This is a genomic window from Bacillus sp. JNUCC-22 (assembly GCF_018861275.1).
Taxonomy (GTDB): domain Bacteria; phylum Bacillota; class Bacilli; order Bacillales; family Bacillaceae; genus Bacillus; species Bacillus velezensis.
In genome coordinates, this window is the sequence record NZ_CP076408.1 from 3,774,718 (window position 1) to 3,799,293 (window position 24,576).

22 protein-coding genes are annotated in these 24,576 nt (G+C 48.4%); 4 read left to right on the forward strand and 18 right to left on the reverse strand.

The genetic code is table 11. From position 1 onward, the window contains the following. Positions 1-109 precede the first annotated feature (109 nt). The 12 genes from yxdK to iolA all read right to left on the reverse strand — a co-directional run bounded on the left by yxdK (position 110) and on the right by iolA (position 13,159). Positions 110-1,087, reverse strand: a complete 978-nt coding sequence (gene yxdK, locus JNUCC22_RS18515) for a two-component system sensor histidine kinase YxdK (RefSeq protein ID WP_038460446.1) — start codon at positions 1,085-1,087, stop codon at positions 110-112. Beyond that, positions 1,084-1,773: a two-component system response regulator YxdJ gene (yxdJ, locus tag JNUCC22_RS18520; protein WP_038460449.1), complete on the reverse strand. Its 690-nt coding sequence runs from the start codon at positions 1,771-1,773 to the stop codon at positions 1,084-1,086. The genes yxdK and yxdJ overlap by 4 nt, the downstream gene beginning before the upstream one ends. 107 nt (positions 1,774-1,880) lie before the next feature. Further along, on the reverse strand, positions 1,881-2,753 hold the full coding sequence (fba, locus tag JNUCC22_RS18525) for a class II fructose-1,6-bisphosphate aldolase (protein ID WP_038460451.1): 873 nt from the start codon (positions 2,751-2,753) through the stop codon (positions 1,881-1,883). A 2-nt stretch (positions 2,754-2,755) separates the two neighbouring features. Beyond that, positions 2,756-3,598, reverse strand: a complete 843-nt coding sequence (iolI, locus tag JNUCC22_RS18530) for a 2-keto-myo-inositol isomerase (protein WP_038460454.1) — start codon at positions 3,596-3,598, stop codon at positions 2,756-2,758. Positions 3,599-3,685: 87 nt separating this feature from the next. Next, positions 3,686-4,555 carry a sugar phosphate isomerase/epimerase family protein gene (locus JNUCC22_RS18535; protein ID WP_216061988.1) on the reverse strand — a complete coding sequence of 290 codons (870 nt, stop codon included), beginning with the start codon at positions 4,553-4,555 and terminating at the stop codon, positions 3,686-3,688. A 19-nt stretch (positions 4,556-4,574) separates the two neighbouring features. Next, positions 4,575-5,609, reverse strand: a complete 1,035-nt coding sequence (locus JNUCC22_RS18540) for a bifunctional inositol 2-dehydrogenase/D-chiro-inositol 1-dehydrogenase (protein WP_007614868.1) — start codon at positions 5,607-5,609, stop codon at positions 4,575-4,577. Positions 5,610-5,631: 22 nt separating this feature from the next. Then, on the reverse strand, positions 5,632-6,927 hold the full coding sequence (locus JNUCC22_RS18545) for an MFS transporter (protein ID WP_216061989.1): 1,296 nt from the start codon (positions 6,925-6,927) through the stop codon (positions 5,632-5,634). A 12-nt stretch (positions 6,928-6,939) separates the two neighbouring features. Beyond that, on the reverse strand, positions 6,940-7,836 hold the full coding sequence (gene iolE, locus JNUCC22_RS18550; protein WP_216061990.1) for a myo-inosose-2 dehydratase: 897 nt from the start codon (positions 7,834-7,836) through the stop codon (positions 6,940-6,942). A gap of 15 nt (positions 7,837-7,851) precedes the next feature. After that, on the reverse strand, positions 7,852-9,765 hold the full coding sequence (gene iolD, locus JNUCC22_RS18555; protein ID WP_216061991.1) for a 3D-(3,5/4)-trihydroxycyclohexane-1,2-dione acylhydrolase (decyclizing): 1,914 nt from the start codon (positions 9,763-9,765) through the stop codon (positions 7,852-7,854). A 24-nt stretch (positions 9,766-9,789) separates the two neighbouring features. After that, positions 9,790-10,782 (reverse strand): 5-dehydro-2-deoxygluconokinase, encoded by a 993-nt coding sequence (gene iolC / locus JNUCC22_RS18560; RefSeq protein ID WP_042635638.1) that lies wholly within the window; start codon positions 10,780-10,782, stop codon positions 9,790-9,792. A 23-nt stretch (positions 10,783-10,805) separates the two neighbouring features. Further along, entirely contained in the window at positions 10,806-11,621 is an 816-nt protein-coding gene (gene iolB / locus JNUCC22_RS18565; protein ID WP_216061992.1) for a 5-deoxy-glucuronate isomerase, read from the reverse strand. Positions 11,622-11,695: 74 nt separating this feature from the next. Continuing rightward, on the reverse strand, positions 11,696-13,159 hold the full coding sequence (iolA, locus tag JNUCC22_RS18570; RefSeq protein ID WP_014419295.1) for a methylmalonate-semialdehyde dehydrogenase: 1,464 nt from the start codon (positions 13,157-13,159) through the stop codon (positions 11,696-11,698). A gap of 444 nt (positions 13,160-13,603) precedes the next feature. On the opposite strand from iolA, the gene JNUCC22_RS18575 reads away from it, so the two are divergent. From JNUCC22_RS18575 to JNUCC22_RS18585, 3 genes are all read left to right on the forward strand, one after another. Further along, a complete protein-coding gene (locus tag JNUCC22_RS18575; protein ID WP_007614879.1) occupies positions 13,604-14,359 on the forward strand; it encodes a DeoR/GlpR family DNA-binding transcription regulator in 756 nt (251 codons plus the stop codon). Between the two features lie 77 nt (positions 14,360-14,436). Continuing rightward, positions 14,437-15,369 (forward strand): aldo/keto reductase, encoded by a 933-nt coding sequence (locus tag JNUCC22_RS18580; RefSeq protein ID WP_216061993.1) that lies wholly within the window; start codon positions 14,437-14,439, stop codon positions 15,367-15,369. A 121-nt stretch (positions 15,370-15,490) separates the two neighbouring features. After that, positions 15,491-16,879, forward strand: coding sequence for a sugar porter family MFS transporter (locus tag JNUCC22_RS18585; RefSeq protein WP_007614880.1), 1,389 nt, complete (start codon positions 15,491-15,493; stop codon positions 16,877-16,879). Between the two features lie 42 nt (positions 16,880-16,921). On the opposite strand, the gene htpG is transcribed toward JNUCC22_RS18585, so the two are convergent. Continuing rightward, positions 16,922-18,802, reverse strand: a complete 1,881-nt coding sequence (gene htpG / locus JNUCC22_RS18590) for a molecular chaperone HtpG (RefSeq protein ID WP_216061994.1) — start codon at positions 18,800-18,802, stop codon at positions 16,922-16,924. Positions 18,803-18,973: 171 nt separating this feature from the next. Next, positions 18,974-19,222 (reverse strand): hypothetical protein, encoded by a 249-nt coding sequence (locus JNUCC22_RS19580; protein ID WP_007614882.1) that lies wholly within the window; start codon positions 19,220-19,222, stop codon positions 18,974-18,976. Positions 19,223-19,350: 128 nt separating this feature from the next. Between JNUCC22_RS19580 and JNUCC22_RS18595 the strand changes: the two genes are divergently transcribed. Continuing rightward, the gene (locus JNUCC22_RS18595) at positions 19,351-20,172 is read left to right on the forward strand and encodes an SDR family oxidoreductase (RefSeq protein WP_007407847.1); all 822 of its coding nucleotides are present in this window, start codon (positions 19,351-19,353) and stop codon (positions 20,170-20,172) included. A 56-nt stretch (positions 20,173-20,228) separates the two neighbouring features. Here JNUCC22_RS18595 and JNUCC22_RS18600 read toward each other — a convergent pair whose 3' ends face one another. The 4 genes from JNUCC22_RS18600 to JNUCC22_RS18615 all read right to left on the reverse strand — a co-directional run bounded on the left by JNUCC22_RS18600 (position 20,229) and on the right by JNUCC22_RS18615 (position 24,533). Further along, positions 20,229-20,828: a response regulator transcription factor gene (locus tag JNUCC22_RS18600; RefSeq protein ID WP_122504292.1), complete on the reverse strand. Its 600-nt coding sequence runs from the start codon at positions 20,826-20,828 to the stop codon at positions 20,229-20,231. Further along, positions 20,825-21,961 (reverse strand): sensor histidine kinase, encoded by a 1,137-nt coding sequence (locus JNUCC22_RS18605; RefSeq protein WP_025285539.1) that lies wholly within the window; start codon positions 21,959-21,961, stop codon positions 20,825-20,827. Before JNUCC22_RS18605 ends, JNUCC22_RS18600 begins: the two co-directional genes overlap by 4 nt. A gap of 118 nt (positions 21,962-22,079) precedes the next feature. Continuing rightward, entirely contained in the window at positions 22,080-23,129 is a 1,050-nt protein-coding gene (locus tag JNUCC22_RS18610) for a Delta(5) desaturase DesA (RefSeq protein WP_150941584.1), read from the reverse strand. A gap of 246 nt (positions 23,130-23,375) precedes the next feature. Continuing rightward, positions 23,376-24,533 carry a TetR/AcrR family transcriptional regulator gene (locus JNUCC22_RS18615; RefSeq protein WP_216061995.1) on the reverse strand — a complete coding sequence of 386 codons (1,158 nt, stop codon included), beginning with the start codon at positions 24,531-24,533 and terminating at the stop codon, positions 23,376-23,378. Positions 24,534-24,576 lie beyond the last annotated feature (43 nt).

Genomic DNA, 24,576 nt, shown 5'->3' on the forward strand with positions numbered 1-24,576 from the left:
GGCTGCTTTCATGTAGTGAGCCGGGGCATTTAACATAAAAATCCCCTTGACATAAATCCATGTTATCAAGGGGAAACAAAACGAGCTATGTTGTTTTCTTAACGCAGCCTTACATTTTTGTAAGAAATGAAAATCGGACCGATGTCCCTTCACCGGGGGACGAGCTGATGTCCACCGTATGATTGAGCTTGCCCGTAATTTCTTTGACGAGATGAAGGCCGATTCCCGTAGATTCTTGGAAACGCCGTCCGTTTTCGCCGGTGTAATAAGGGTCAAACACCCGCTTGATATCTTGCGAGGGTATGCCGACACCGTAATCTTTGACTTCAAGCACCGTCCTGTCTTCATCGCGGAAGACATTCAGCTCCAGTCTGTCACTCTTGCCTGCCGAATACTTGACCGCATTTGTGACCACTTGGCCGATCGCAAATTTGAGCCATTTGGCATCGGTGTAAATCTGATGATCATCGCGAATGTCCATTTTCGGATAAACGCGATATTGAATAAAAAATCGTTTATAGCTTTGAATGACCGATTGGAGAAGCTCTGATAAGGAAACCGCTTCAACTTTAAAATCCCGCTCAAACAGGTCGAGCCTTGAAGAATAAAGAAGCGTCTCCAGCCCGAATTCAATCTGCCGGACCTCTTTTTTGATTTGTTCAAAGACGGGCTCATCCTCTTCCTGAATGATTAAATTAATGACCGACAGCGGCGTCTTTACTTGGTGCACCCATTGGTTCATATACGTCACCCGCGCGTCAAGCTTGGCTTCGGTCTCATGGAGCTTCTGGTGCTGCAGCCGGATCAGCTCCATCTGCTTTTCATACAGCTCTGAACAGAACACAGAAGAACCGAGATATGGGATGTCCGTCCCTTCCTGCTCCGAGCTGAGCCAATGGTACACACCGCGGTCTTTGTACCAGCGATAGGCAAGATACCCCGCTAAAATAAGAAACTGCACGCCTAATATGTAAAACAGGTGGGAAAAAGAATGAAGACCCGCAAACCAGTAATAAAAGAAGACAAACAGCCCTTGAAGGAGAAAAAGCAGAATCAGCACGGCATGAGACCGGAGAAACAGCTTCATGACAGCGCCCTCAGCTGGTAGCCTTCGCCCCGCACCGATTCAATGGAAACAGGCGCATTCAGCTCCCGCAGTTTTTTTCTGAGCCGCGTGATATACACGTTAAGCGTATTATCATCGACGAAAATGTCGGTGTCCCACGTTTTTTCCATGAGCCGGTCTCTTCCCGTCACCTTTTCTCCCCGCTCCAGCAGCACTTCCAAAAGCTTGCTTTCTTTTTTAGAAAGCTCGCTTTTTTCGTCCTGAAAACGCAGTTCAAACCGTTCCACAAAGAGCTGCACACCGGCATATTCAACCACTTTCTCTCCCTGCTTGGCGGCGTACTCTCCATATGCCCTGCGGATCTGGCTTTTGATTTTCGCCAGCACAATATCATAAGAAAACGGTTTTTCGATATAATCATCTCCGCCGTTTTCAATCGCCATCACCTGATCCATTTCCCCGCTTCTGGCTGAGATGAAAATGATCGGGCTTGTAGAATACTGGCGGATCTGGCGGCACCAATAATAGCCGTCATAAGACGGCAGATTGATATCAAGCAGCACCACATCAGGCTTTTCCCGCAAAAAAACATCAAGAACAGCCGTGAAATCCGCGGCGGCCACGGTTTGATATCCGTATTTTTCAAGGTAATTCTGCAATAGTCCGCGAATGTCTTCACTATCTTCCACAATCATGATTTTATTCAAACTGAACCACTCCCGTTTCTTACACTGCTGCCATCATCATAATCGTTTCGGGCGTACGGGCGCAATACCGCACAAAAAAACCGCCATCTTGGCGGTTTCCGTTCTCATCAGCCGACCTGCTGTTTTACGGCTTTTCCGGCTGATCCGAACTCTCTCATTTTGCTTCGCACCGTCTCTTCCACGGCTTCAATACCGGGTGTCATGTAGCCGCGCGGTTCGTACAGATCGCCGTTTTCCTGAAACATGCGGCGTGTTTCGTCTGTCCAGGCTACCATACATTCCGTATTGATATTGATCTTCGCGTGGCCGAGCGTGATGGCTTTTTTGATCTGATCCCGAGGAATCCCGGATGCTCCGTGAAGAACGAGAGGAATATCAGTCATGCGGGAGATAGCCTCCATTTCTTTAAATCCGAGATTCGGTTCACCTTGATATTTGCCGTGGACGGAGCCGAGGGCGGCGGCCAGCGCGTCGATATTGGTTTCTTTGACGATCCGCTCACATTCGGCGACATCGGCATAGCGGACACCGCCGACCAGCCCGTCTTCCATGCCGCCGACCGTGCCGACTTCTGCTTCTACTGAGACGCCGTGCTTAGCCGCATAATCGGTAACTTCTTTTGTCATCGCGATGTTCTCATCAATCGGATGATGGGAGCCATCAATCATCACTGAGCTGAATCCCGCGTCAATGGCCTGTCTGCAGCGTTCCGCACTGCTTCCGTGATCAAGATGGAGCACGACGGGAACGGTAATCGTCATTTCTTCCATTAACGTGCCGACCATGGCGGAAATCGTTTTAAATCCGCCTAAATAGTCGACCAGACGATCGGAAGCCGCGGCGATGACCGGCGATTGCTCCTTTTGCGCCGCCTGCAGAATCGCCTTCGTCCATTGGAGGCCGTTGATATTAAACTGGCCGACTGCATAATGCTCCCGTTTCGCTTCTGCAAGAAGATGTTTCATGGTGACAAAAGCCATGTTCACGCCTCCTTCATGAAGTATTTTGATACGACGGCTTCCGTTGTTTCCTTTGCCGTTTTGATCGTTTCCTCCGCAGTCAGCTTATAATATTCAGGTCTGAACAGCTCTACGGAGACAACATCATTGAATCCGATTTCTTTTAACGCTGACAGATGGGCGTCTAAGTCAATCGCACCCTGTCCAGGCCAGACGCGGTCTTCATCCGTTAAAAAGCCGATCGGGAAGTCTTCTGTATCGTCGATATGATAGATGAAAATTTTCTTTCCGTCCGCCTGCTTCAAGCTCTCAATATTGGAGCCCATCGCGTGGAAATGGAAGCTGTCAAACACCAGTCCGACATTATCGCGGCCGACAGCGTTCACGATGTCATACGCCTGTTCAAATGTATTGACCGTACATTGCGGGTGGCCGACAAATTCAAGGGCAATGTTTACGCCGTACGGCTCCGCGATGTTCGAAAGCTCAGTCAGCACCTCTGCACTGCTCTTTTTGATCTCTTCTTTCAAGATTTTCCGCTCTGTCACTAGCGGCACGGCCACCACATATTTCACGCCGAGCGTCCTGCAGGTTTCCATCATGCTTTTGAATTCCGAAATGATCTCCCTATAGCCCTTCTCATCACGGTTGTTGAAGAAAACCAGTGCGTTCAGGGCAAGCGGTTTAATGTGGTGTGTTTGAAAATATTCCGCCAGATCGGCCAGTGAATGGTCTTTTAAGTATTCCGGTAGCTTATCCATTGTGCGGATTTCAATATAATCATAGCCATGCTTTTCGCACAGCTCTAAATCCTGTTTCAGGTTTGAATTCTCCAGCGTAGTCGCTTCATTAAAGCAAAGTTTCATGTCAGCCTCTCCCATCCGCGTTTTCGATATGAAGGGAGTCCGGCTGGAGGGCTTGTTTGCCCCGTTCCGCCGAACTCCATACTCAGCTTATGCCATACCCAGTTCTTCCTTTAATTTCTTAAGCGTGGTCCGGCTTGATTCATCCGCTCTTTCGCCGACCCAAGCAAAAACGGCGTTCGTCGCAATTCCGTCGAATTTCATCTCTCTCATCTTTCTGAAAATCGTCTCAAAATCGACATCGCCTTGCCCGATGTCCAAATGCTGGTGAACCGTTACTTTCGCGTCAGGCGGGTTGACGATGTAGCGCAGACCGTGCGCCGCTTTATGATTAAAAGTATCTGCAAATAAAACATGTGTGAGGCGGTCGCCGGCTTCATCAAACATGGTCGCAATATCGCCTTTGCCGTCATCATAGAAGAACGTATGCGCAGTCGAGTAGACAAGATTGATCCAATCCTTGTCAAGCGCGCGGATCATATCCATCGCGCCTTTGTGCGTTTCGATAAAATCGTATGGATGAGCCTGCAGATTGAGTTTAACGCCTTCTTTTTCAAAAACGGGCAGCAGTTCATCCATGGATTTGATAAATTTTTCTTCACTTGTCAACGGATCATATTTTGAACCGCTGAATTCACTGTTCATCAAATCCACTTCAAGTTCAACCGCAATTTCGATCGCCCGTTTCCAGTTGCGCACGGCGGCCTGTCGGCGGTCTTCATCAGGACCCGCCCAGTGGTAAAGCGGAAGAAGAGAGGACAGCTTCACACCTGTATCCTTTAAAAGGCGCTTCAATTGTTTGATTTTTGCTGAATCGACTTTCGGATATTTATAGAAAGGACAAAAATCCTCGCGCGGAGACAGTTCGATATATTCGTATCCGAGTTCCGCCGTTTTATAGACCATTTCTTCTAACGTTAAATCATCGCGGTACATGGATGGATCTAAGGCCAGTTTCATTTCTTTCACTCCCGATCTATTATTTGTTCACAGTCGTAAATGATTGGTAGAATGCCGGTTTCTCTTGCAGCGCCACAGGTTCTTTCTGCCCGGATTCCTGAGCTTTTACGCACGCGTCAGTTGTCACCGCGGCAATATAACCGTCCCATGCTGTCGGACCGCTGACTTCGCCTTTATTCCGGATCGAATCAATGAAGTCTTGAATTTCCACATCATACGCAGCCACAAATCGGCGCTGCCAATCCATCAGGATATCGGTGCTGAATGTCCCTTCTTTTCTCAAGCTGATGCTTGACGGTTCCGGAAGCTTGATAACACCGTCTTCCCCGACGATTTCACATTGAATGTCGTAGCCGTATTTACAGTTCACGTAGATTTCGGCATTGATGACGATGCCGCCTTTTGTTTCGATGATGACCATCTGCGGATCTTTCAGATGCGGCAGCGCATTTTTTGATTTCTTCGGATAGATCACCTGTACGGATTCATAGTCGTCATTGACGAGCCAGTGGAGGACATCAATTTCATGAACGAGCGTATCGACGACGGCCATGTCCGTTGAATAATTCGATGCGACTGTCGGGTTGCGGTGCGCACAGTGAATCATCAGCGGCTCGCCGACCACGCGGTTGTCAATCGCTTCTTTCAGCTGAACGTAACCGCTGTCATATCTGCGCATGAAACCTACCTGCACCAATCGTTTTCCCGTCTTCATTTCTTCCTCGACAATGCGCATACAGCCTTCTGCCGTTGTCGCAAGCGGCTTTTCACAAAACACGTGCTTGCCGCGCTGAATCGCTTTCAAAACGCTGGACTCATGAGCCGGGCCCCAGCTTGTCACTAAGACGGCATCCACATTTTCAGCAGCGAGGAGGCTGTCGTCATCAGGGTAAACGGAGGCGTTCAAATTGAAATCCTGAACGGTCTGCTGCGCGGCCTCCTGATTCACATCTGTGACAGCGGTAATTTCCGCTCCGGACAGCTTATTTGTGATGCGGTTGATGTGCTCTTTTCCGATAGCACCGGTTCCGATAACACCTATACGTAAATTCATTGATCGCCACTCCTTCTGATAATCAAATAATGGTTCTCGTCTTTCTTTTCTCGCTGCCGTCCTGAGGAGCGCCGTACAGTTCCTCCTGTATCTGTTCAAGCGACTTGCCGGACGTATTCGGTGCGAAGACAAGCCCGATGATCATACTGGCCGTCACACATATGAGCAAAATACCGGCCATAAAACCGATGCCGAATTGTGACATGATGACCGGCACAAATAAACTCCAAATGCCGATTGAAATACGGACCAGAAAGAACATGAGCCCTTGTGCTGACGCTCTGTGTTCTGTCGGGAACAGCTCGCTTGCCCACAGCTGGTAGTTCGCCTGCTGGCCGGCTCCGTTATTGATGCCGATCGCGAAGACAAACAAAAGCAGCATCGGAAGCCCCTGAAACGGCAGTAAAAACAGCGACCAGCCGACAACGGCCATACATGCGCAGATTCCGAACACCGTTTTCCGATATTTATCTGCAAAAGGCATGAAGATACAGGCGACGCCGAGCCCGGTGAAGATAAACAGGGCCATCTGCAGAATGTTGGCCGTATTTGCGGATACGCCGCCGACCTGCTGGTAGATGTACGGCATGAAGAATCCCATGACGCCCGCTGCGAGATTCCATACGAGAAACACACCCATTAAAAACAAAATGTTCTTGAAAAATTTCGGCTGAAGCAGGTCAAAATAAGATGTTTTTTTCACGGCGGCAGGCCGCTCTTCACTGTTTTTCCAGGCATCCGACTCAGGTAAACGCTTTCTTATCACATATGTGATCAGGGCGATCACCAATAGATGCGCAAAGACAATTTTATTTCCTAAAAGCCCGAGGTCACCGACCAAAACGGATAACAGCAGAACCACAACGGCTCCGGCGGCCCACGCCACCTGCGCCACTCCGCAATGCCTCGCCCGGTTTTTCTCAGGGGCGTTTTCCGCGATAATGGTCCATGAAGCCGTAATATCCGCGCCTACAGAAATCCCGACAATCATGTATCCGCATAACAGCATGGGAAAGTTGAATCCAAACAAAACCAAACAAATTCCTAAGGCGTAGACGAGCATACTGTTTGTGTATACAGCTTTTCGGCCGACCTTATCAGCCAAATACCCGCCGAGCAGCGCTCCGACGGCCGCTGATATCGCATTTGCGCTGAAGGCGCCGAGCAATCCGATCTGACTGTCGGACAGCTTTAAATAGCTGACCCACATAGATAAACCCGCTGATCCTGCCACAATGGAACCTGCATCAATGTAATTTGCTAATGCTGCGGCGATGGTCCTTTTGCTGAAAGCTGATTCCGCCTTGGCACTATTCATATAAGTCCCCCTCTAATTTGCAGGATCAAGCAGTTCACTGTCGATGTACTTTCTCGCAATCAGCGCGTACTCAAGCGGATTGGCGACTGCCGGGTCTTGTTCGGCTTCGATGACGATCCAGCCTGAATAATCATGACGGACGAGCGTTCGGTACACTTCGGTAAAATCGATGCATCCGTCTCCGGGAACCGTAAAAATGCCCTGTAAAAACGACTGCCTGAATGACTTGCCTTCCTGTCTGCACCGCTCCATAATGTCAAACCGCGCGTCCTTGAAATGAACGTGTCTGATCCGATCCATATGCTTGTTGAGAATCGTCATATAGTCTCCGTCCGAGATATAGGCATGGCCGGTATCATATAGTAAATGGACATACCGCGGGTCCGTTCCATCCATCAGCCGGTCAACTTCTTCCGCCGTCTGGACGCCTGTGCCGAGATGATGATGAAACGTGAGATCCAGCCCGTATTCGTCAGCGATTTTCCCGAGACGGTTCAAGCCTTGGCACAGCGTATTCCATTCTTCATCTGAGAAGTGCGGTTTTTCCTTAAATACATCAATGTCCAAGCCTTGAACACTGTACGTCTGTTCAGAAACGGTGGCGACATCCGCTCCGACTTTCTGCAAATAATCACAGTGTTCTGTAAATTGTTCAGCCGTTTTTTCAATACCGTCTTGAATGATAAAGCTGCTGAACCATTTCCCCGCAATCCGCAAGTTCCGGAGAGCCAGCTCCTTATTCAGGACGGCGGGTTCAGGGAAAAACCCTCCCACTTCCGTACCTTGAAAGCCGGCGACAACAATATCGCTTAACAAATGCTGCAGCGTATTCCCGGCTCCGATTTCCGGCATATCGTCATTGCGCCACCCAATGGGAGCGATGCCCCACAGAATATCTTGTTTGCCCATCGTGATGCCTCCCCTCTAGTACTGCTTCGCAGACTTCAGCTTCATCTCTTTCGCTTCGTATGCCCGCTGAACGCTTTCCTGCTCCGACACTTCCGCCACGCCGACATGCCACCAGCTGTCATAGCCGTCCGTCATCGTTTTCGGCAGAACCTTCATTTCAATTAAAGTGGATACGTCTTGCGTTTTCGCATCTTCAAGCGCCGCTTTCAGTTCTTCAACCGTATTGGCTCTGTATGTTTTAGCGCCGTAGCCCTCTGCCACCTTCGCGTAATCAACGTTTAAAATCTGATTGTCCTCTGTGCGGAACTCGCAGAAATAACTGCCGCTCCCGTGATCCATCTGCAGGTTGTTGATACAGCCGAATCCCGAGTTGTCAAAGAGCAGGACATTGATTTTTTTGTTATATTGAAGCGCGGTAATCAGCTCTGAGTGCAGCATCAGAAAGCTTCCGTCGCCGACGAGTGAATAGACTTCTTTGTCGGGATGAGCCAGCTTGAGGCCGAGCGTGCCTGATACTTCATATCCCATGCAGGAATAGCCGTACTCGAGGTGGTACGTATTCGGGACATTGGAATGCCACAGCCGTTGCAGATCTCCCGGAAGAGACCCCGCCGAGCTGATGACGACGCTGTCTTCAGGAATCGTGTCATTGATGGTCAACAGCGCCGTTGTCTGCGGCAGCTCAGTCTCGAGCGCATCGGCATACTCGTTTAACACGTCCTGTGAGAAATGGTTTTTAATTTCCGGTTTGAACGCGTCACGTGTAAAAGTGACCTTGCCGAGCCGGTCCCGTTCAGCCAGCCATTCATCTTTCCAGTCTTTAATCGCCGTGCCGAACGCACTTTTATATCCGTCTAATAAGCCGTGCAGCCTGCCGAGCGTCACTTTCGCATCAGCTACGACCTGAAATGCGTCAAGCTTGTAAGCCTGCATGCGGCTGACATTGATATTCAAAAATTTTGCTTTGTCAAAATCAAACGCCGTTTTCGAGGATGTCGCAAAGTCCGTGTACCGTGTGCCGACACCGATGATCAGATCAGCCTGGCGGGCGGCTTTGTTTGCGGCGAGTGTGCCCGTGATGCCCATGCCGCCCAGATTGTTGGCGAAATCAGCTTCAACCGTTGACTTGCCGGCCTGCGTTTCGACAAGCGGAATGCCGTATGTTTCAGAAAGCGCGATTAATTCCTCACGCGCGCCGGAGTACTTCGCGCCTCCGCCCACTAAAATGACGGGACGGCTGCTCTCCTTAATTCTTTCCGCGGCGCCTTTCAGCTCACGCTCGCTCGGCTGCATCCGGTCCATGTAATGAACGCGTTTTTCAAAGAAGCTTTCATCAAAATCAAATGCTTCTCCCTCTACATCCTGAGAAATGCAGATGGTCGCCGGGCCCGCTTTTGCCGGATCTGTCATCACTTCAAATGCCCGGATTAAGCTGCTCATCAGCTGCTCAGGTCGGGTGATGCGGTCCCAATAGCGGGACACGGGCTTTAACGCATCGTTTGTCGTGACGGCGGCACTGTATTCCTGCTCCACCTGCTGAAGCACCGGGTCAGGCTGCCTCGTCGCAAAGGTATCGGCCGGAAGCAGCAGCACCGGGATATGATTGGCCAGCGCCGTACCCGCGGCAGCCGTCAAGTTAGCAGCACCCGGACCGACCGATGTCGATACCGCGTAAATTTTTCTTCTCAGCATCTGCTTGCTGTATGCCATCGCGGCATGCGCCATGCCTTGTTCGTTTTTGCCTTGATAGACTTTCAGGTGCCCGGCGTCCTGCTCAAGCGCCTGCCCGATCCCCAACACATTTCCGTGGCCAAAAATCGTGAAGATGCCCTCAACGAACGGCTCTTCTTTTCCGTCAACATGAATGTACTGCCGGTTCAAGAATTGAATCAGCGCTTGTGCTGTCGTTAAGCGAATTGTCTTACCCACAAACGATCCCACCTTTTATACGTTCTATTTACCGTTAAGACTGTGCTGCGCTTCAATCAGTTCGATGATTTCACCGGCAGCCGGCATTGCTTCTGAGGAGCTGTGTTTGCTGACGACGATGGAAGCGGAAGCGCTCCCGTATTTTAAAGCCGTTTCAATATCCCGGCCGCTGACAAGTCCGTAGATGAAGGCTGACGCATAGGAATCACCCGCTCCGAAGGTCTTCAGCACCTTTGTTTTATAGGCATGCGCCCGGAAAACTTCTCCCGATCTGCTGTATGCGTATGATCCGTCAACGCCGTGCTTAATGACGACAAGGTCAGCGGAGTGCGCAAACAAATGGCGGACGGTTTCATCGTTATCTCCGCCGCTGCGGTTTTCCATTACGTCAAATTCGTCACGCGTACCGATGACGATATCGGATTGTTCCGCCACCAGCGTGTAGTACACGGCTGTTTCTTCTGCCGATTGCCATGTATACGGACGGTAGTCGAGCTCAAACACGACTTTTACGTCATGTTTTTTTGCGATATGCACCGCTTTTAAGACGGCTTCGCGCGACGGGCTTTTCGCAAGCGCCGTACCTGATACGAGCAGCATTTTCGCGTTTGCGATGTAGCCTTCATTGACTTCGGACGGCTCAAGATACAAATCCGCCACGTCATCCCGGTACATCAGAATGCTGCACTCTTCGGGACTGAGAATTTCCGTAAAAGCGAGCCCGGCTTTGCGCCCTTCTCTGTCAACGGTCATTTGTGACGTATCAACGCCCTTTTCTTGCATATAGGAAACGATGAATCTGCCGTGCTGGTCATCCGGAATTTTGCCGATAAAACCGGCTTTTAATCCGAGCTTGGCGCTGCCGATCGCAATATTTGCCGGGGAGCCGCCGACATATTTAGAAAACGTCATCGTTTCTTCCATCGGCCGGTTGTATTCCGCCGCGTTCAAATCAATACACGCGCGTCCGATCGCGACAATATCAAACTCTTTTTCTTCATTAAACGTATATTTCATCGTTATCTGCCACTCCTCACTGGTTAGCGTTCCAAGATCCATTCATGGGCCGGATCATTATGAAACTTCCATTTTCGTGTCGGTCCCGCCATTACATTCAAGTAGTAAGAGGTATACCCGTCCGGAACACCAACCGGGTGATAGCCCGCCGGCACGATGACAACGTTTTCATTTTCTGCGGTCATCGTCTCGTCAATCGAGCGGTCGTCCGTGTACACACGCTGGAAGACAAACCCCTGCGGCGGGTCAATTTCATGGTAATAGGTTTCTTCTAAAAAGGATTCAGCCGGCAGATTGTCTTGGTCATGTTTATGAGGCGGATAGCTCGACCAGTTGCCGCTGTCCGTGTAAACTTCAACAACGAGAAGGCTGTTTGCCGATGGATCTGAATCGGGGAGAATATTATGAACGGTTCGTTTGTTTGCCAGCTTGCCGCGATGTTCCACACCGTTGTCTTCCGCTTTAATCAGCTTTGTCGGAAGCTGGCGTTCGGACGGAGAATAGCACAGCGCGACCCTCGCCCCGCTGACGGCTGTGATTCCAAAAGAGCGGTCATTGGACACATAAACGCTGTCCGTCGGTTTTCTTTCAAATACACTTTCACGGGTGCCGATGCTTTCAAATGTCTGATCATAATCAGTGACGGTGATTTTTCCCGTTACCGCAACGATGCAGCACTCCGTCTTTTTCAAATCTTCTGTATATGTGGAACCGGGAGTGAGGTCAACGACTTTAAATCCGACGTATTTGAGGTCTGAATTGGCTGAAGTGACGTCATGTATGATGTTCACGCCTTGAGAAATCTCATCGGCCTGCGGTTTGCGCAGCAAATGACTCATGTTTATTCCTCCTTAATTGATGGTAAAAGAAAACCCGGACGAAAATCACAAAGCCGTCCGGGCCGGCTGTCAGATCAATTGAAGTCAGGAGACGGGTATCGTGCCGTCACGACTTTTTTACGTGTATAGAAGTCGACACTGTCTTTTCCGTTTGCGTGCAATGTGCCGAAGAAAGAAGACTTCCAGCCAGAGAACGGGAAGAAAGCCATCGGCGCCGGCACGCCAAGGTTGATTCCGAGCATTCCCGCGTCAATATTCTCACGGAAGTAGCGGATCGCGTTCGCATTTGAAGTGAACAGACACGCGCCGTTCGCAAATTCAGACTGGTTGGCGATGTCCACCGCTTCTTTTAAGTTTTTCACGCGGATGACCGACAGAACGGGCGCAAAGATTTCATCTTTCCAGATCGTCATATCCGTCGTCACGTTGTCAAAAATCGTCGGTCCGACGAAATAGCCGTCTTCCGTTGCGTTTTCACGCCCGTCACAAAGAAGTCTCGCTCCTTCTTCGATGCCTTTTTCAATATAGCTGTGCGTGCGTTTTTTGTTGTCCTCGCGGATGACCGGGCCTAAGAACACGCCGTCATCCAGTCCGTTTCCGATCTTGATGTCCGCTGCTTTTTCCTGTAATTTCGCCATAAATTCATCGGCGATTCCCTCTTCAACCGTCACAACCGCGCATGCCATGCAGCGCTCTCCCGCCGAACCGAATGCCGCACCGATAATGTTTGTCACCGTATCTTCAAGGTGGGCGTCATTTAACACGATCGTATGGTTTTTCGCGCCCGTTAACGCCTGCACGCGTTTCAAATGTTCGCTGCCTTTTTTGAAAACATACTCGCCGACAGGTTTTGAACCGACGAATGAGATGGCTTTAATATCCGGATGTTCAAGAACGCCGTTTACGACGTCATGCGCGCCGTGCACGACATTGAAGACGCCCTTCGGCAGACCGGCCTGTTCAAACAGCTCTGCCAGTTTTTCTGTTAACAGCGGCGTGCGCTCAGACGGCTTCAAAATGAAAGTGTTTCCTAATGAAATCGCCATCGGGAACATCCAGCACGGAACCATCATCGGGAAGTTGAACGGTGCGATACCGCCGACCACCCCGATCGGATAGCGGTAGTTTGCCGCCTCTACATCCGTCGCGATAGAGGCAAGTGAATCGCCCATCATGAGTGACGGCGCTCCCGCTGCGAATTCGACGTTTTCAATTCCGCGTCCCACTTCACCGAGTGCTTCCGTCGTGTTTTTACCGTTTTCCAAAGTGATCAGACGGGCAAGCTCTTCTTTGTTCTGCTGGAGAAGCTGCTGATAGTTAAATAGAATTCTCGCACGGCGCGGCACTGCCGTCTTTGACCATGTTTGAAACGCCTCTGACGCTGAGCGGACGGCGTATTCGACATCCTCCCGCGTAGAAATCGGAACCTGGCACATCACTTCTTTTGTAGCCGGATTGACAACGTCTTCATATTGATCTGTCTTACTTTCAACCCATTCACCATTGATGTAGTTTTTCAGTTTTCTGATCTCTGCCATTCTCATTGCCTCCTTAAATAGTAAACATCCTGTTCAGCTGGATAATAACGGATGAATATATTCATCTTTTACATATAAAAGACATGAATTAAACGCTTACAAATGCTAAAATGATGGTGACTCCCAATCTTTCCATGTAAAAGTTGGTCATGTACCGGAAAAAGCAAACGGTTACATCTTTCACTTTTGATTTTACAGGTTATGTTTTGGTCATTTCTTGGTTACATTGTAAGCCCAACACATCTTCAAGTCAATCTAAAAAATCAAAATTTTTTCATTATTTTTATCATACTTTTTTTGATCGGGAAAACAGGAACTTGGAGAACCGTGTCGAATCGTACGGCGTGAACTCTCTTTTTTATCATTTGTTAAGTAACTATTGATTAACTTCTGGTGTTTATTATATATTTTAATTACTTTAAGAATTCTAGAAGGAGTTTTTTTATGAAACTGATGCGGATTCAGGAGATGGAAGAATACATTCTCAAACACGGAGCCACTTCGCTGGATGAGCTGTGCGAGGTATTCAACGTCTCTAAAAACACGGTCAGACGCGATATTAATAAGCTTGCGGAAAAAGGGGTTATCAAAAAGGTGTACGGCGGCGTGACGTCAGCCGAAAAATCTGTGCTCGTCCCTTTTGAAAACCGCACCATTCAACATCAGGACGAAAAAATCAAAATCGCCCGCTATGCGTCACGGTTTATCGAGGATCACGATCTTGTATTTATTGATTCCGGCACGACGACCAAATCGATGCTGGAGACGCTTGATCCCGATAAGAATGTAACGGTTTTGACGAACAGCCTTGATATTATTAACGCCGCTTCATCCATGAAAAATATCGACCTGATCATCATCGGCAATAACTACAAACGGAAGACAAGGTCGTTTGTCGGCATTGATGATCCGAGCACACTCAATAAATACAACATTAACAAGGCGTTCATGTCCGCTACCGGGACAACGATCACCCACGGTCTGACGAATTCCGACTTACTGGAATACGAGGTGAAAAAGAGAATTTCCGAAAAGGCGAACGAAGTGTATCTGCTCGCGGACCATTCCAAATTCGGCAAATCCACGCTTTTGACATACGCGCCTTTCGATCGGCTTCACAGCATCGTCACTTCTCAGCAGCTCGATGAGGAATATACGAAGTATTGCCAAGAGCATCAAATCGACATTCACTTGGCATAGCGTTATAGTTAATAGAGAACGCTGCCGTATTTTTCCGGCAGCCGCTATGATATCCAATTTTTTCAGGGGGCGAAAACATGAGCAAAGTAACAATCGGCAAAACTGACCTAAAGGTATTTCCGATCGGTTTGGGAACAAATGCGGTCGGCGGACACAATCTCTATCCGAATCTGAATGAAGAAACGGGAAAAGAATTGGTCCGGGAAGCGATTAACAGCGGCGTTACCATGTTAGATACCGCCTATATTTACGGTGTGGGCCGTTCTGAAGAATTAATCGGCGAGGTGCTGAAAGAATGCAACCGCGAGGATGTCTTCATCGCCACAAAAGCCGCTCACAGAAAAGAAGGCGATGACTTTGTTTTCGACAACTCACCGGCCTTTTTGAAACAATCGGTCGAAGACAGCCTGAAACGCCTGCAGACTGATTACATTGATTTATTCTACATCCATTTCCCGGATGAGCACACGCCGAAGGACGAAGCCGTTCAAGCATTGAATGAGCTGAAAAAAGAAGGAAAAATCCGTTCAATCGGCGTATCCAATTTTTCTTTGGAGCAGCTGAAAGAAGCCAATAAAGACGGCTTAGTCGACGTGATTCAAGGAGAATACAACCTGCTGAACCGTGAGGCGGAAAAGACTTTCTTCCCTTATACGACAGAACACGGCATCTCATTCATTCCGTACTTCCCGCTCGTATCCGGACTGCTGGCCGGCAAATACGACGAGAACACAACCTTCCCTGAAGGCGACCTGCGCAATGACCAGGCGCATTTCCAAGGGGAGCAGTTTAAAGAGAACATCAAAAAAGTCAACCAGCTCAAACCGATTGCCGAAAAGCACAATGCCGATACGGCGCATATCGTGCTTGCCTGGTACTTGGCGAGACCTGAAATCGATATCCTGATTCCGGGCGCCAAACGCGCGGATCAATTAAAAGACAACATGAAAGCAGCCTCCATTACGCTATCTGCTGAAGAAATCGCGTTTATCGACAAGCTGTTTTCCTAAGAAAAAAACACGCGCCTTTTAAAAGGGGCGTGTTTTTTTATGTTTATATTTTTCTCTTCGGGGAATGAAATAGTTATCTAAATAAACTATTATGCGTTCCAAAAGATGAGGAGGATCATCTGTGAAGAAAAACACCAAAAAATACCTGATTTACTTTTTCGGAGCATTAGGCGGGCTGCTTTACGGCTATGACACCGGTGTGATTTCAGGGGCTTTGTTATTTATTAACAATGATATTCCTTTAAACACGCTGACCGAGGGATTGGTCGTCAGCATGCTGCTGCTCGGTGCGATTTTCGGGTCCGCATTAAGCGGGACATGCTCTGACCGATGGGGCCGGAGAAAAGTGGTTTTCGTCCTTTCACTCATTTTTATTATCGGCGCGCTTGCCTGTGCGGCTTCGCAAACCGTCACTATGCTGATTATCTCCCGTGTCATTCTCGGGTTAGCCGTCGGCGGCTCAACGGCGCTGGTTCCCGTTTATCTATCTGAGATGGCGCCGACAAAAATACGCGGAACGCTCGGCACATTGAATAACTTAATGATTGTAACCGGAATTTTACTCGCATATATTGTGAATTACATATTCACCCCGTTTGAAGCTTGGCGCTGGATGGTCGGTCTCGCCGCAGTACCGGCGGCGCTTTTATTAATCGGAATCGCGTTTATGCCGGAATCTCCGAGATGGCTCGTCAAACGCGGCCGTGAGAAGGAAGCCAGACAAGTCATGGAAATGACTCACGACAAAGAGGATATCGCCGTTGAATTGGCGGAAATGAAACAAGGTGAAGCCGAGAAAAAAGAATCTACACTCGGCTTGCTGAAAGCCAAATGGATCCGCCCTATGCTGCTGATCGGGATCGGCCTTGCCATCTTCCAGCAGGCGGTTGGTATCAACACGGTGATTTACTATGCGCCGACCATCTTTACAAAGGCCGGACTCGGCACTTCGGCGTCCGTTCTCGGCACGATGGGCATCGGTGTCTTAAACGTCATCATGTGTATCACCGCCATGATCTTAATTGACCGGATCGGCCGGAAAAAACTGCTGATGTGGGGAAGTGTCGGCATTACCTTGAGCCTGGCGTCACTATCAGCCATTCTCCTTCTGGCCGGCCTGTCAGCTTCAACGGCATGGCTGACCGTGCTGTTTCTCGGCATCTATATCGTTTTCTACCAGGCGACATGGGGTCCCGTCGTATGGGTTCTGATGCCGGAGCTGTTCCCGTCAAACGCACGCGGAGCCGCAACCGGATTTACGACATTGATTCTGTCGGCAACAAACCTGGTCGTTTCACTGGTATTCCCGCTTATGCTAAGCGCCATGGGCATCGGCTGGGTGTTCGGAATATTCTCAGTCATCTGCCTCTCATCTTTCTTCTTTGCCGCTTACATCGTTCCTGAAACGAAGGGCAGAAGTTTAGAAGAAATCGAAACGCACTTGAAAAAACGGTTCTCCTTAAAGAAGCGCAGCAAACAAAATCAAATTCTTAAACAGCGCACGCTGTAATAAAAAAAGGAATCGCCCCCGCCGGGCGATTCCTTTTTGGCGTCATACCATAACTTTGCAGATGTCATTCGTAAATTCGACCGGATCATGGATCGGCAGCCCTTCAATCAGAAGCGCTTGATTGTACAGCAGGTTTGTGTATAATGCAAGCTTTTCCCGATCTTGTCCGTGGGCGTTCTTTAACGTCTCAAACACTTCGTGATTCGGGTTGATTTCCAGCACTTTTTCCGCTTTGACCTGCTGGCTGTCAGGCATGGCGTTTAACACTTTCTCCATTTCGATCGTCACTTCGCCGTCTGTCGCAAAGCAGACCGGATGGGATTTTAAACGTTTCGACGCTCTGACGTTCTTTACTTTATCCGCAAGAATCTCTTTCATGCTTTCGAACAGGTCTTTATATTCTTTCTCTTCGGCTTCAGTCTGCTTTTCATCCTCATCACTGTCGATGCCTAAGTCGGCGCTTGATACGGATTTGAACTCTTTTTCCTCATAGCTTGTCAGCATTTTGATCGCGAATTCATCAATATCTTCCGTGAAGTATAAAATTTCGTAGCCTTTGTCCGCCACCATTTCAGTTTGCGGCAGCTTTTCAATCCGCTCATATGAATCGCCGGACGCGTAATAGATATATTTTTGATCCTCAGGCATTCTGGACACATATTCGTCCAGAGTGACGAGCTTTTTCTCCTTAGATGAATAGAAGAGAAGCAGATCTTTTAATACGTCTTTATTCGCGCCGAAATCATTATAGACGCCGAATTTCAGCTGTCTGCCGAAAGATTCATAGAAAGATTCGTATTTTTCCCTTTTGTTCTTCAGCAGGCTCTTGAGCTCGGCTTTGATTTTTTTATTGATGTTTTTCGCAATCAGCTTCAGCTGGCGGTCGTGCTGCAGCATCTCTCTGGAAATGTTCAGCGACAGATCCTCAGAATCCACCATGCCTTTTACAAAGCTGAAATGGTCCGGAAGCAGGTCGGCGCATTTGTTCATGATCAGCACGCCGTTGGAATACAGCTCCAATCCTTTTTCGAATTCCTTCGTATAATAGTCAAACGGCATGTTCTCCGGAATAAACAAAATCGAATTGTAGCGCACCGCTCCATCGACGCTGATATGCACATGGGTCAGCGGTTTATCAAAACCGTAATGCTTCTCGGCGTAAAAAGCCTCGTAATCTTCATCCGTCAGCTCGCTTTTGTTTTTTCTCCAGATCGGCACCATGCTGTTGACCGTCTGTTCTTCCTGAACTTCTTCAAATTCGTTCTCGCTGCCCTCTTTCGGCTTGTTGACCGTCTCTTCCATTTTGATCGGGTAGCGGATAAAATCAGAGTACTTTTTCACGATCGCTTTGATGCGGTAGTTTTCTAAAAACTCATCATAGCTTTCATCTTCCGTGTTTTCTTTTATTTGCAGGGTGATTTCCGTACCGACGGTTTCCTTGTCACACGGCGCGATCGTGTAGCCGGCAGCCCCTTCCGACTCCCATACATACGCTTCGTCACTGCCGAGCGCCTTACTTTTCACCGTGACTTTATCAGCCACCATAAATGCCGCATAAAATCCGACGCCGAACTGGCCGATAATGTCATGGCCGTCTTTCGAGTCATTTTCTTGCTTGAAAGCGAGTGAACCGCTTTTCGCAATTGTGCCGAGATGCTGTTCAAGCTCGTCTTTTGTCATCCCGATACCGGTGTCTGTGACGGTGAGCGTTCTCGCTTCTTTGTCCGCCGTCACTTTTATGTAGTAATTGTCTTGATCAAACGTTAATGAATCATCGGTTAACGCCTTGTAATAGATTTTGTCAATCGCATCGCTCGCGTTGGAAATTAACTCGCGGAGAAAAATTTCCTTCTGCGTGTAAATGGAGTTAATCATCATGTCCAGCAATCGCTTGGATTCTGCTTTAAACTTTTTTTTCCGCACTTCAGATCTCTCCTTTAATTATGCTTTGATGTTATGTAAAATCTTTTCAGCATCTATTTATCATATACAGTGACAATTGTCAACTAGGATTAGCAGATGCATATATTGTAAATTTAACATGTTAATGGATTCATTTCACCCATTTTATCAATAAAAAAGAGAGAATGTTGATCATCCTCTCCTCTCTGCTTCTTTCCGGCGGCCGAATTCCTTCTTCATCCATATGTATGACGGGTAGAAAAACAAACTAAATAAGATAAGAGATCCCAAGTTTCGCAAAGACTCATGCAGAACATTTCTTACAGTGAGAGGAAATATGATGTCCTGAAATAGAATAGAGATAACGGTGTAAATCACAAATCCCATAGGAACAATGGCATAACAATAAAACGCTATCTCCTTCTTATGCTGTATCTTCAAAATATGTAAACCTCCCAATGATGTATATACATAATATTAACATATTTAATAGGTATTTAGAAACAGACCTCCGTATGTTTATCCCCCTATTCAGCGGGAACAGATATAAAAAAAGGAGGAATCGCAATATGGGAAGATTAACAGACAAAACCGCAATCATCACAGGGGCCGCGACAGGCATCGGACAAGCGACGGCACGGGTTTTCGCCGATGAAGGCGCCCGCGTGATCTGCGGTGACATCAATGAAAGCGAACTGAATGAAACCGTCAGCGCCATCAGAAAAAACGGCGGAGAAGCAGAAGCCTTTCACCTTGATGTATCAGACGAAGAAAACGTAAAGTCTTTTGCGGACGGCATTCAGCAAAAGTACGGAACAATTGATATTCTGTTTAACAATGCCGGTGTTGACCAAGAGGGCGGAAAAGTTCATGAATACCCGGTCGACCTGTTTGACCGGATCATCGCCGTCGATCTGCGCGGCACATTTCTTTGCAGCAAATACCTGATTCCGCTCATGCTCGAAAAAGGAGGCTCCATCATCAACACCTCCTCCATGTCCGGCCGGGCCGCAGACCTTGACCGCTCAGGCTATAACGCCGCAAAAGGCGGAATCACGAACCTGACGAGAGCGATGGCCATTGATTACGCCAGAAGCGGAATCCGCGTCAATTCCTTATCGCCGGGGACGATTGAAACGCCGCTCATTGATAAATTGGCAGGCACGACAGAAGACGAAATGGGCGAAGCGTTCCGTGAAGCCAACAAATGGATCACGCCGCTCGGCCGGCTCGGAAAACCGGAAGAAATGGCAGCCGTCGCGCTCTTCCTCGCTTCAGACGACAGCTCTTACGTCACGGGAGAAGACATCACCGCAGACGGCGGCATCATGGCATACACTTGGCCGGGAAAAATGCTGATTGATAAGAAGTGGAAGGAAGAGACGGAGTGACGGTGAAAAAGAAACAAGCCAGTGCAAAAACACTGGCTGAACAAGCTGAGGGCGGGTTACTTAAACCAGCCCTTTTCCTTTGATCTGGTAATGGCTTCAATTCGATTTTTCACTTCTAATTTATCCAGGATCATCGAAACGTAATTGCGGACTGTGCCGCTTTTGATGCTGAGGGCGTTTGCGATTTCTTTCGTGTTTTTTCCGTCTGCGACAAGCTCGAGCACCTCTTTTTCCCGTTCGGTCAGCGGGTTTTCTTCACTATAGATGTCCTCCATTAATTCAGGTGCGTAGACGCGTCTTCCTTTCATGACGCTGCGGATGGCGCTGACGAGCTCATCGCTCGGGCTGTCCTTGAGCATGTACCCGCTGACGCCTGCTTTTAGCGCCCGCTGAAAATAGCCGGAGCGGGCAAAGGTCGTCAAAATGATGATTTTCACACCGCTGGCCTTGAGCTCTTCTGCCGCTTCAAGACCTGATTTCCCGGGCATTTCGATATCCATCAGACAGATGTCGGGCGCATGTTTTTCCACGAAATCGATGGCATCCTGGCCGCTTGTGCCTTGGCCGACAACCGTCATATCCTCTTCTAAATTCAACAGCGAACCGAGTGCGCCGAGCAGCATTTGCTGATCCTCGGCAATGAAGATGTTGATCATCTGCTACCATCCTTTTCTTTTGATTTTGAATCATTCGGGATTCTCATGGTCAGCTTTGTTCCGGCGGCTGTATCGATGGCTAAACTGCCGTTTGCGAATTCAAGACGTTCCCTCATTCCAAGCAGGCCGTGCCCCTTTGAAAAAAAGCGGTCTTCTTTGCATTGAAAGCTGCCGTCATCTTCTACCGTAATGACAACCTCTTTCCAAAGCTGCTGAATGGTGATGCGGCATACTTTGGCGCCGCTGTGTTTCACGACATTGGTGACGGCTTCTTTAATGCACATGCTGACGATGTTTTCGTTCAGCAGAGAGATATGTTTTGGCGCTTCTTTTTCTTCATACACAAATTCAATTCCTGCCGCTTCAAGAATTTGCCGAACATTGCCGAGCTCATCCTTCAATCGGATGCCTTTCATCGATGAGACGATTTTTCTGACCTCATTTAAGGAGGTGCGGGCCGTCTGCTGCACGCTTTTCAGCTCAGTGCGGGCCTGTTCGGGGTCCTTGTATATCAGCTTTCGGGCGAGGTCGCTTTTCAGCCCGATTAAGGAGAGCTTTTGTCCAAGTGTATCGTGAAGGTCCCGGGCGATGCGCTGCCTTTCTTCCAGCTTCACAAGATCGGCGATTCGCTCATTTGCATATTCTAATTTCTCCTCAAGGCGCTCCCGTGCTTTTCTGCTTCGAATGCTGAGCGGGAGCAGGATGGCACTGATCAGTGTAATGACGATAAACGGAATTTGTGTCAAAAACCACCCTTTTTTCAGAACAAGGCTGAAGTTGACGGCAACCGCCGCACTGATGATATGAATGTAATATAAGATGTAAAAAGGAACTTTGTCTCGGATATGGCCGATGAAGTAGGCGATAAAGAAGGCGAAGTAAATATAGCTGAACAGCATAACTGAGCCGGTCGAAATGCCGATCAGAAGAAGCGCCCATAAGTAAAGCGGCCAGCCTTTTGCAACAAATGCGAAGCGGTATGCGCCAAAGAAAACAAGTGTGAAAATGATGCCGGCCACGATGACAAAGGTAGAAGAGCTTTTAAAAATAAAATAAAAAGGCAAGATGAAAAAAATCATCCATATATAAGGAGAAATCCCATTCAGTTTTTGAAATTTAAAATACTTCTTCATCTTTGTTCCACCTTCTGCTGCTTGTGTCTACCATCACTTTATCAAAACACCCCCTTCATTGCATCCTCACGCATGAAGAGAAGGCTCTTTCTGATAAGAGAAAGAGCCGCGCGCCATATCAGGCATTTTTCTTTAAAGGTTCTTTCGGCACCGGATGGGGCGACGGTTTTTTCCGCGCCTCCCGAAAGGTGACAAATTGCTTTTCGTCCTCATCCCACAGACGGAATTTCATGGATTCAAGACTTGTTTTAAGCGTAATGGTCGGTACGTTTTTTAAAGGCTCGTGCCCCTCATGAGCGGCTTCCAGCTTGTAGTTCGGCACTTTCGGGCTTAAGTGGTGGACATGATGGTAGCCGATATTGCCTGTCAGCCATTGCAAAAGCTTCGGAAGCTTGTAAAAGGAGCTTCCTTCTACCGCGGCCTGCACATAGTCCCAATGCTCATCGGCTTCAAAATAAGAATCCTCAAACGTGTGCTGAACATAAAAGAGCCAGACGCCGATTGACCCCGAAATAAGGAAAATCGGACCTTGAACAAGCAAAAAGTTTTCCCAGCCGACAAGTAGGCACGTCGCAGCAGCCAATAAGACAATCGCCGCGTTCGTGAAATAGGTGTTCCAGCGCTCCTTGCGGCGGGCGCCTTTTACATTGAAACGGTTTTGAATCAGAAATACGTAAATCGGGCCGAGAATAAACATAATAAACGGATTGCGATAAAGTCTGTAGCGTACTTTTGTCCAAGCTGACGCTTCGTTGTATTCCTTGACGGTCATCATCCAAATATCGCCGGTGCCCCGTTTATCTAAGTTGCTGCTTGTCGCATGATGAATGGAGTGGCTACGCTGCCATTGAAGGAACGGAAACAGTGTCAGCACACCTGAAATAAACCCGAACAGCCGGTTCAGTTTCTTTTGTTTGAAAAAGGATTGGTGGCAGCAGTCGTGGAAAATAATAAAGATTCTTGTCAAAAATCCCGCTGCTATAACAGTAAAGGCGAGGGTCAGAAGATAGGAGACATTGAGGCTGAAGTAAGCAAGAAACCAAAGGGCAAAAAACGGCACAAACGTGTTGAAAAGCTGAATGACACTATGCTTTGTATCGGCGCCGGAAAATGCGGCAACCTGCTTTTTTAAAGATGCTTGTTTTTGAGTTGCGGCGTGATTGATCATGAATGTCATGTCCCTTCTTTTTTCATTATGATCCCAAGTATAACGGGGCGCCAGACGCTTTTGTAGTAGCAGCCATCATGCCCCGAATATGACATTTGTCATGTTTGGCGGCAGAATGCTGATCAGGCGTCATATGGAAGGTATCTTTTTTATGGGATAAAGCCGGACACTTCATATCGGCACTTCTCAAAAAAAACAGCAAAAAAGAACCCGGCCTGTTTTCGGCTGAGTTCTTTTTCATCATCCTCACAGCAAAATCACCCGATACTTCTTTACATCCAAAAACTGCAGAAACTCCCGGGCCAGCATGTCCGGCGCGTGGTCTTTTCCTTCATGAAGGCGATATTGAATCAAGCCGACAAGCATGGACGCGACATAGTATGCATAGAGCTTTTTGCCCGCCTGAATGTGCAGGGGCTGATGAAGATAAAACGATTGCAGCGCTCTGAACATTTCCGGAATGACGTCAGGCACTCCGGAGCCCTCTCTCAGAAAATGGACGAGCGGCAGGCCTTCCGACAGTGCCGAAAAGAGACCGACGAGCGCGGCTTCCGCTTCTTCCATGGAGCAATCGGCAGGCTCTCCTTTTACCGTCAATAATCCGATCAGATCCCGGCATGATTGATGGATGATCGTTTTCAGCAATGCTTCTTTGTTGGCGTAATGGTCATAAAAAGTGGCACGGCGGAGGTTGCTTTGACGGGCAATATCGGAAATCGTAATCGCCGCGTACTCTTTTTTTTCTGCCATTAAGCCGATCATGGCTTCTTGCAAGGCCTGCCTCGTCCTTGTCACCCGGCGGTCGGCGGGCTTTTTTTCTTCTTGTTCCGGCACCCGGCGGCCAAACAGCCAGTAAAACCGTTTTTGAGAAATCAAATCCCACACCTGTCCGCTGATCGCTTCCGGGGATGCCCCGGGCTCCTCATTCAGCCAGTACAACACAATGGCATACGTGTATAAAGCGCGGTAATGAATGTACATATCCTGTTCAGTCGGTGAGAAATCCGCATTGACCGGTGACAGCAGCACATCATGCCGGAACACATCTTTTAAAAAAGCATGAAAGTGAAAATAGGGCATTTTATTGCGATCCATCATCGTTTGGAAAAACACCCGATGCCGGTCAACAAAAGACAGGGTCGGATGCACTTTTTGCCATCCGCCATGTAAATGAAGCACATCTTTATTCTTCAGCGAATCATACAGCGCTTCGCTCAGTCCGTCTTTCATTTCTTCCTCTATATCCTCTAAAATCGCATATTTATCTTCGTAATAAAGGTACAGTGTCCCCCGGCTCACACGCGCCCGTTCGGCGATGTCCTTCATGGTCACACGGCGGATATCCCGCTCTCCAAGCATGGCCAAAAGCGCTTGTTTGATGTCAGTTGTCACAGAATCCGGCATAAGAGACACTCCTTTCATTAGACAGATCACCGCAATTTGTACG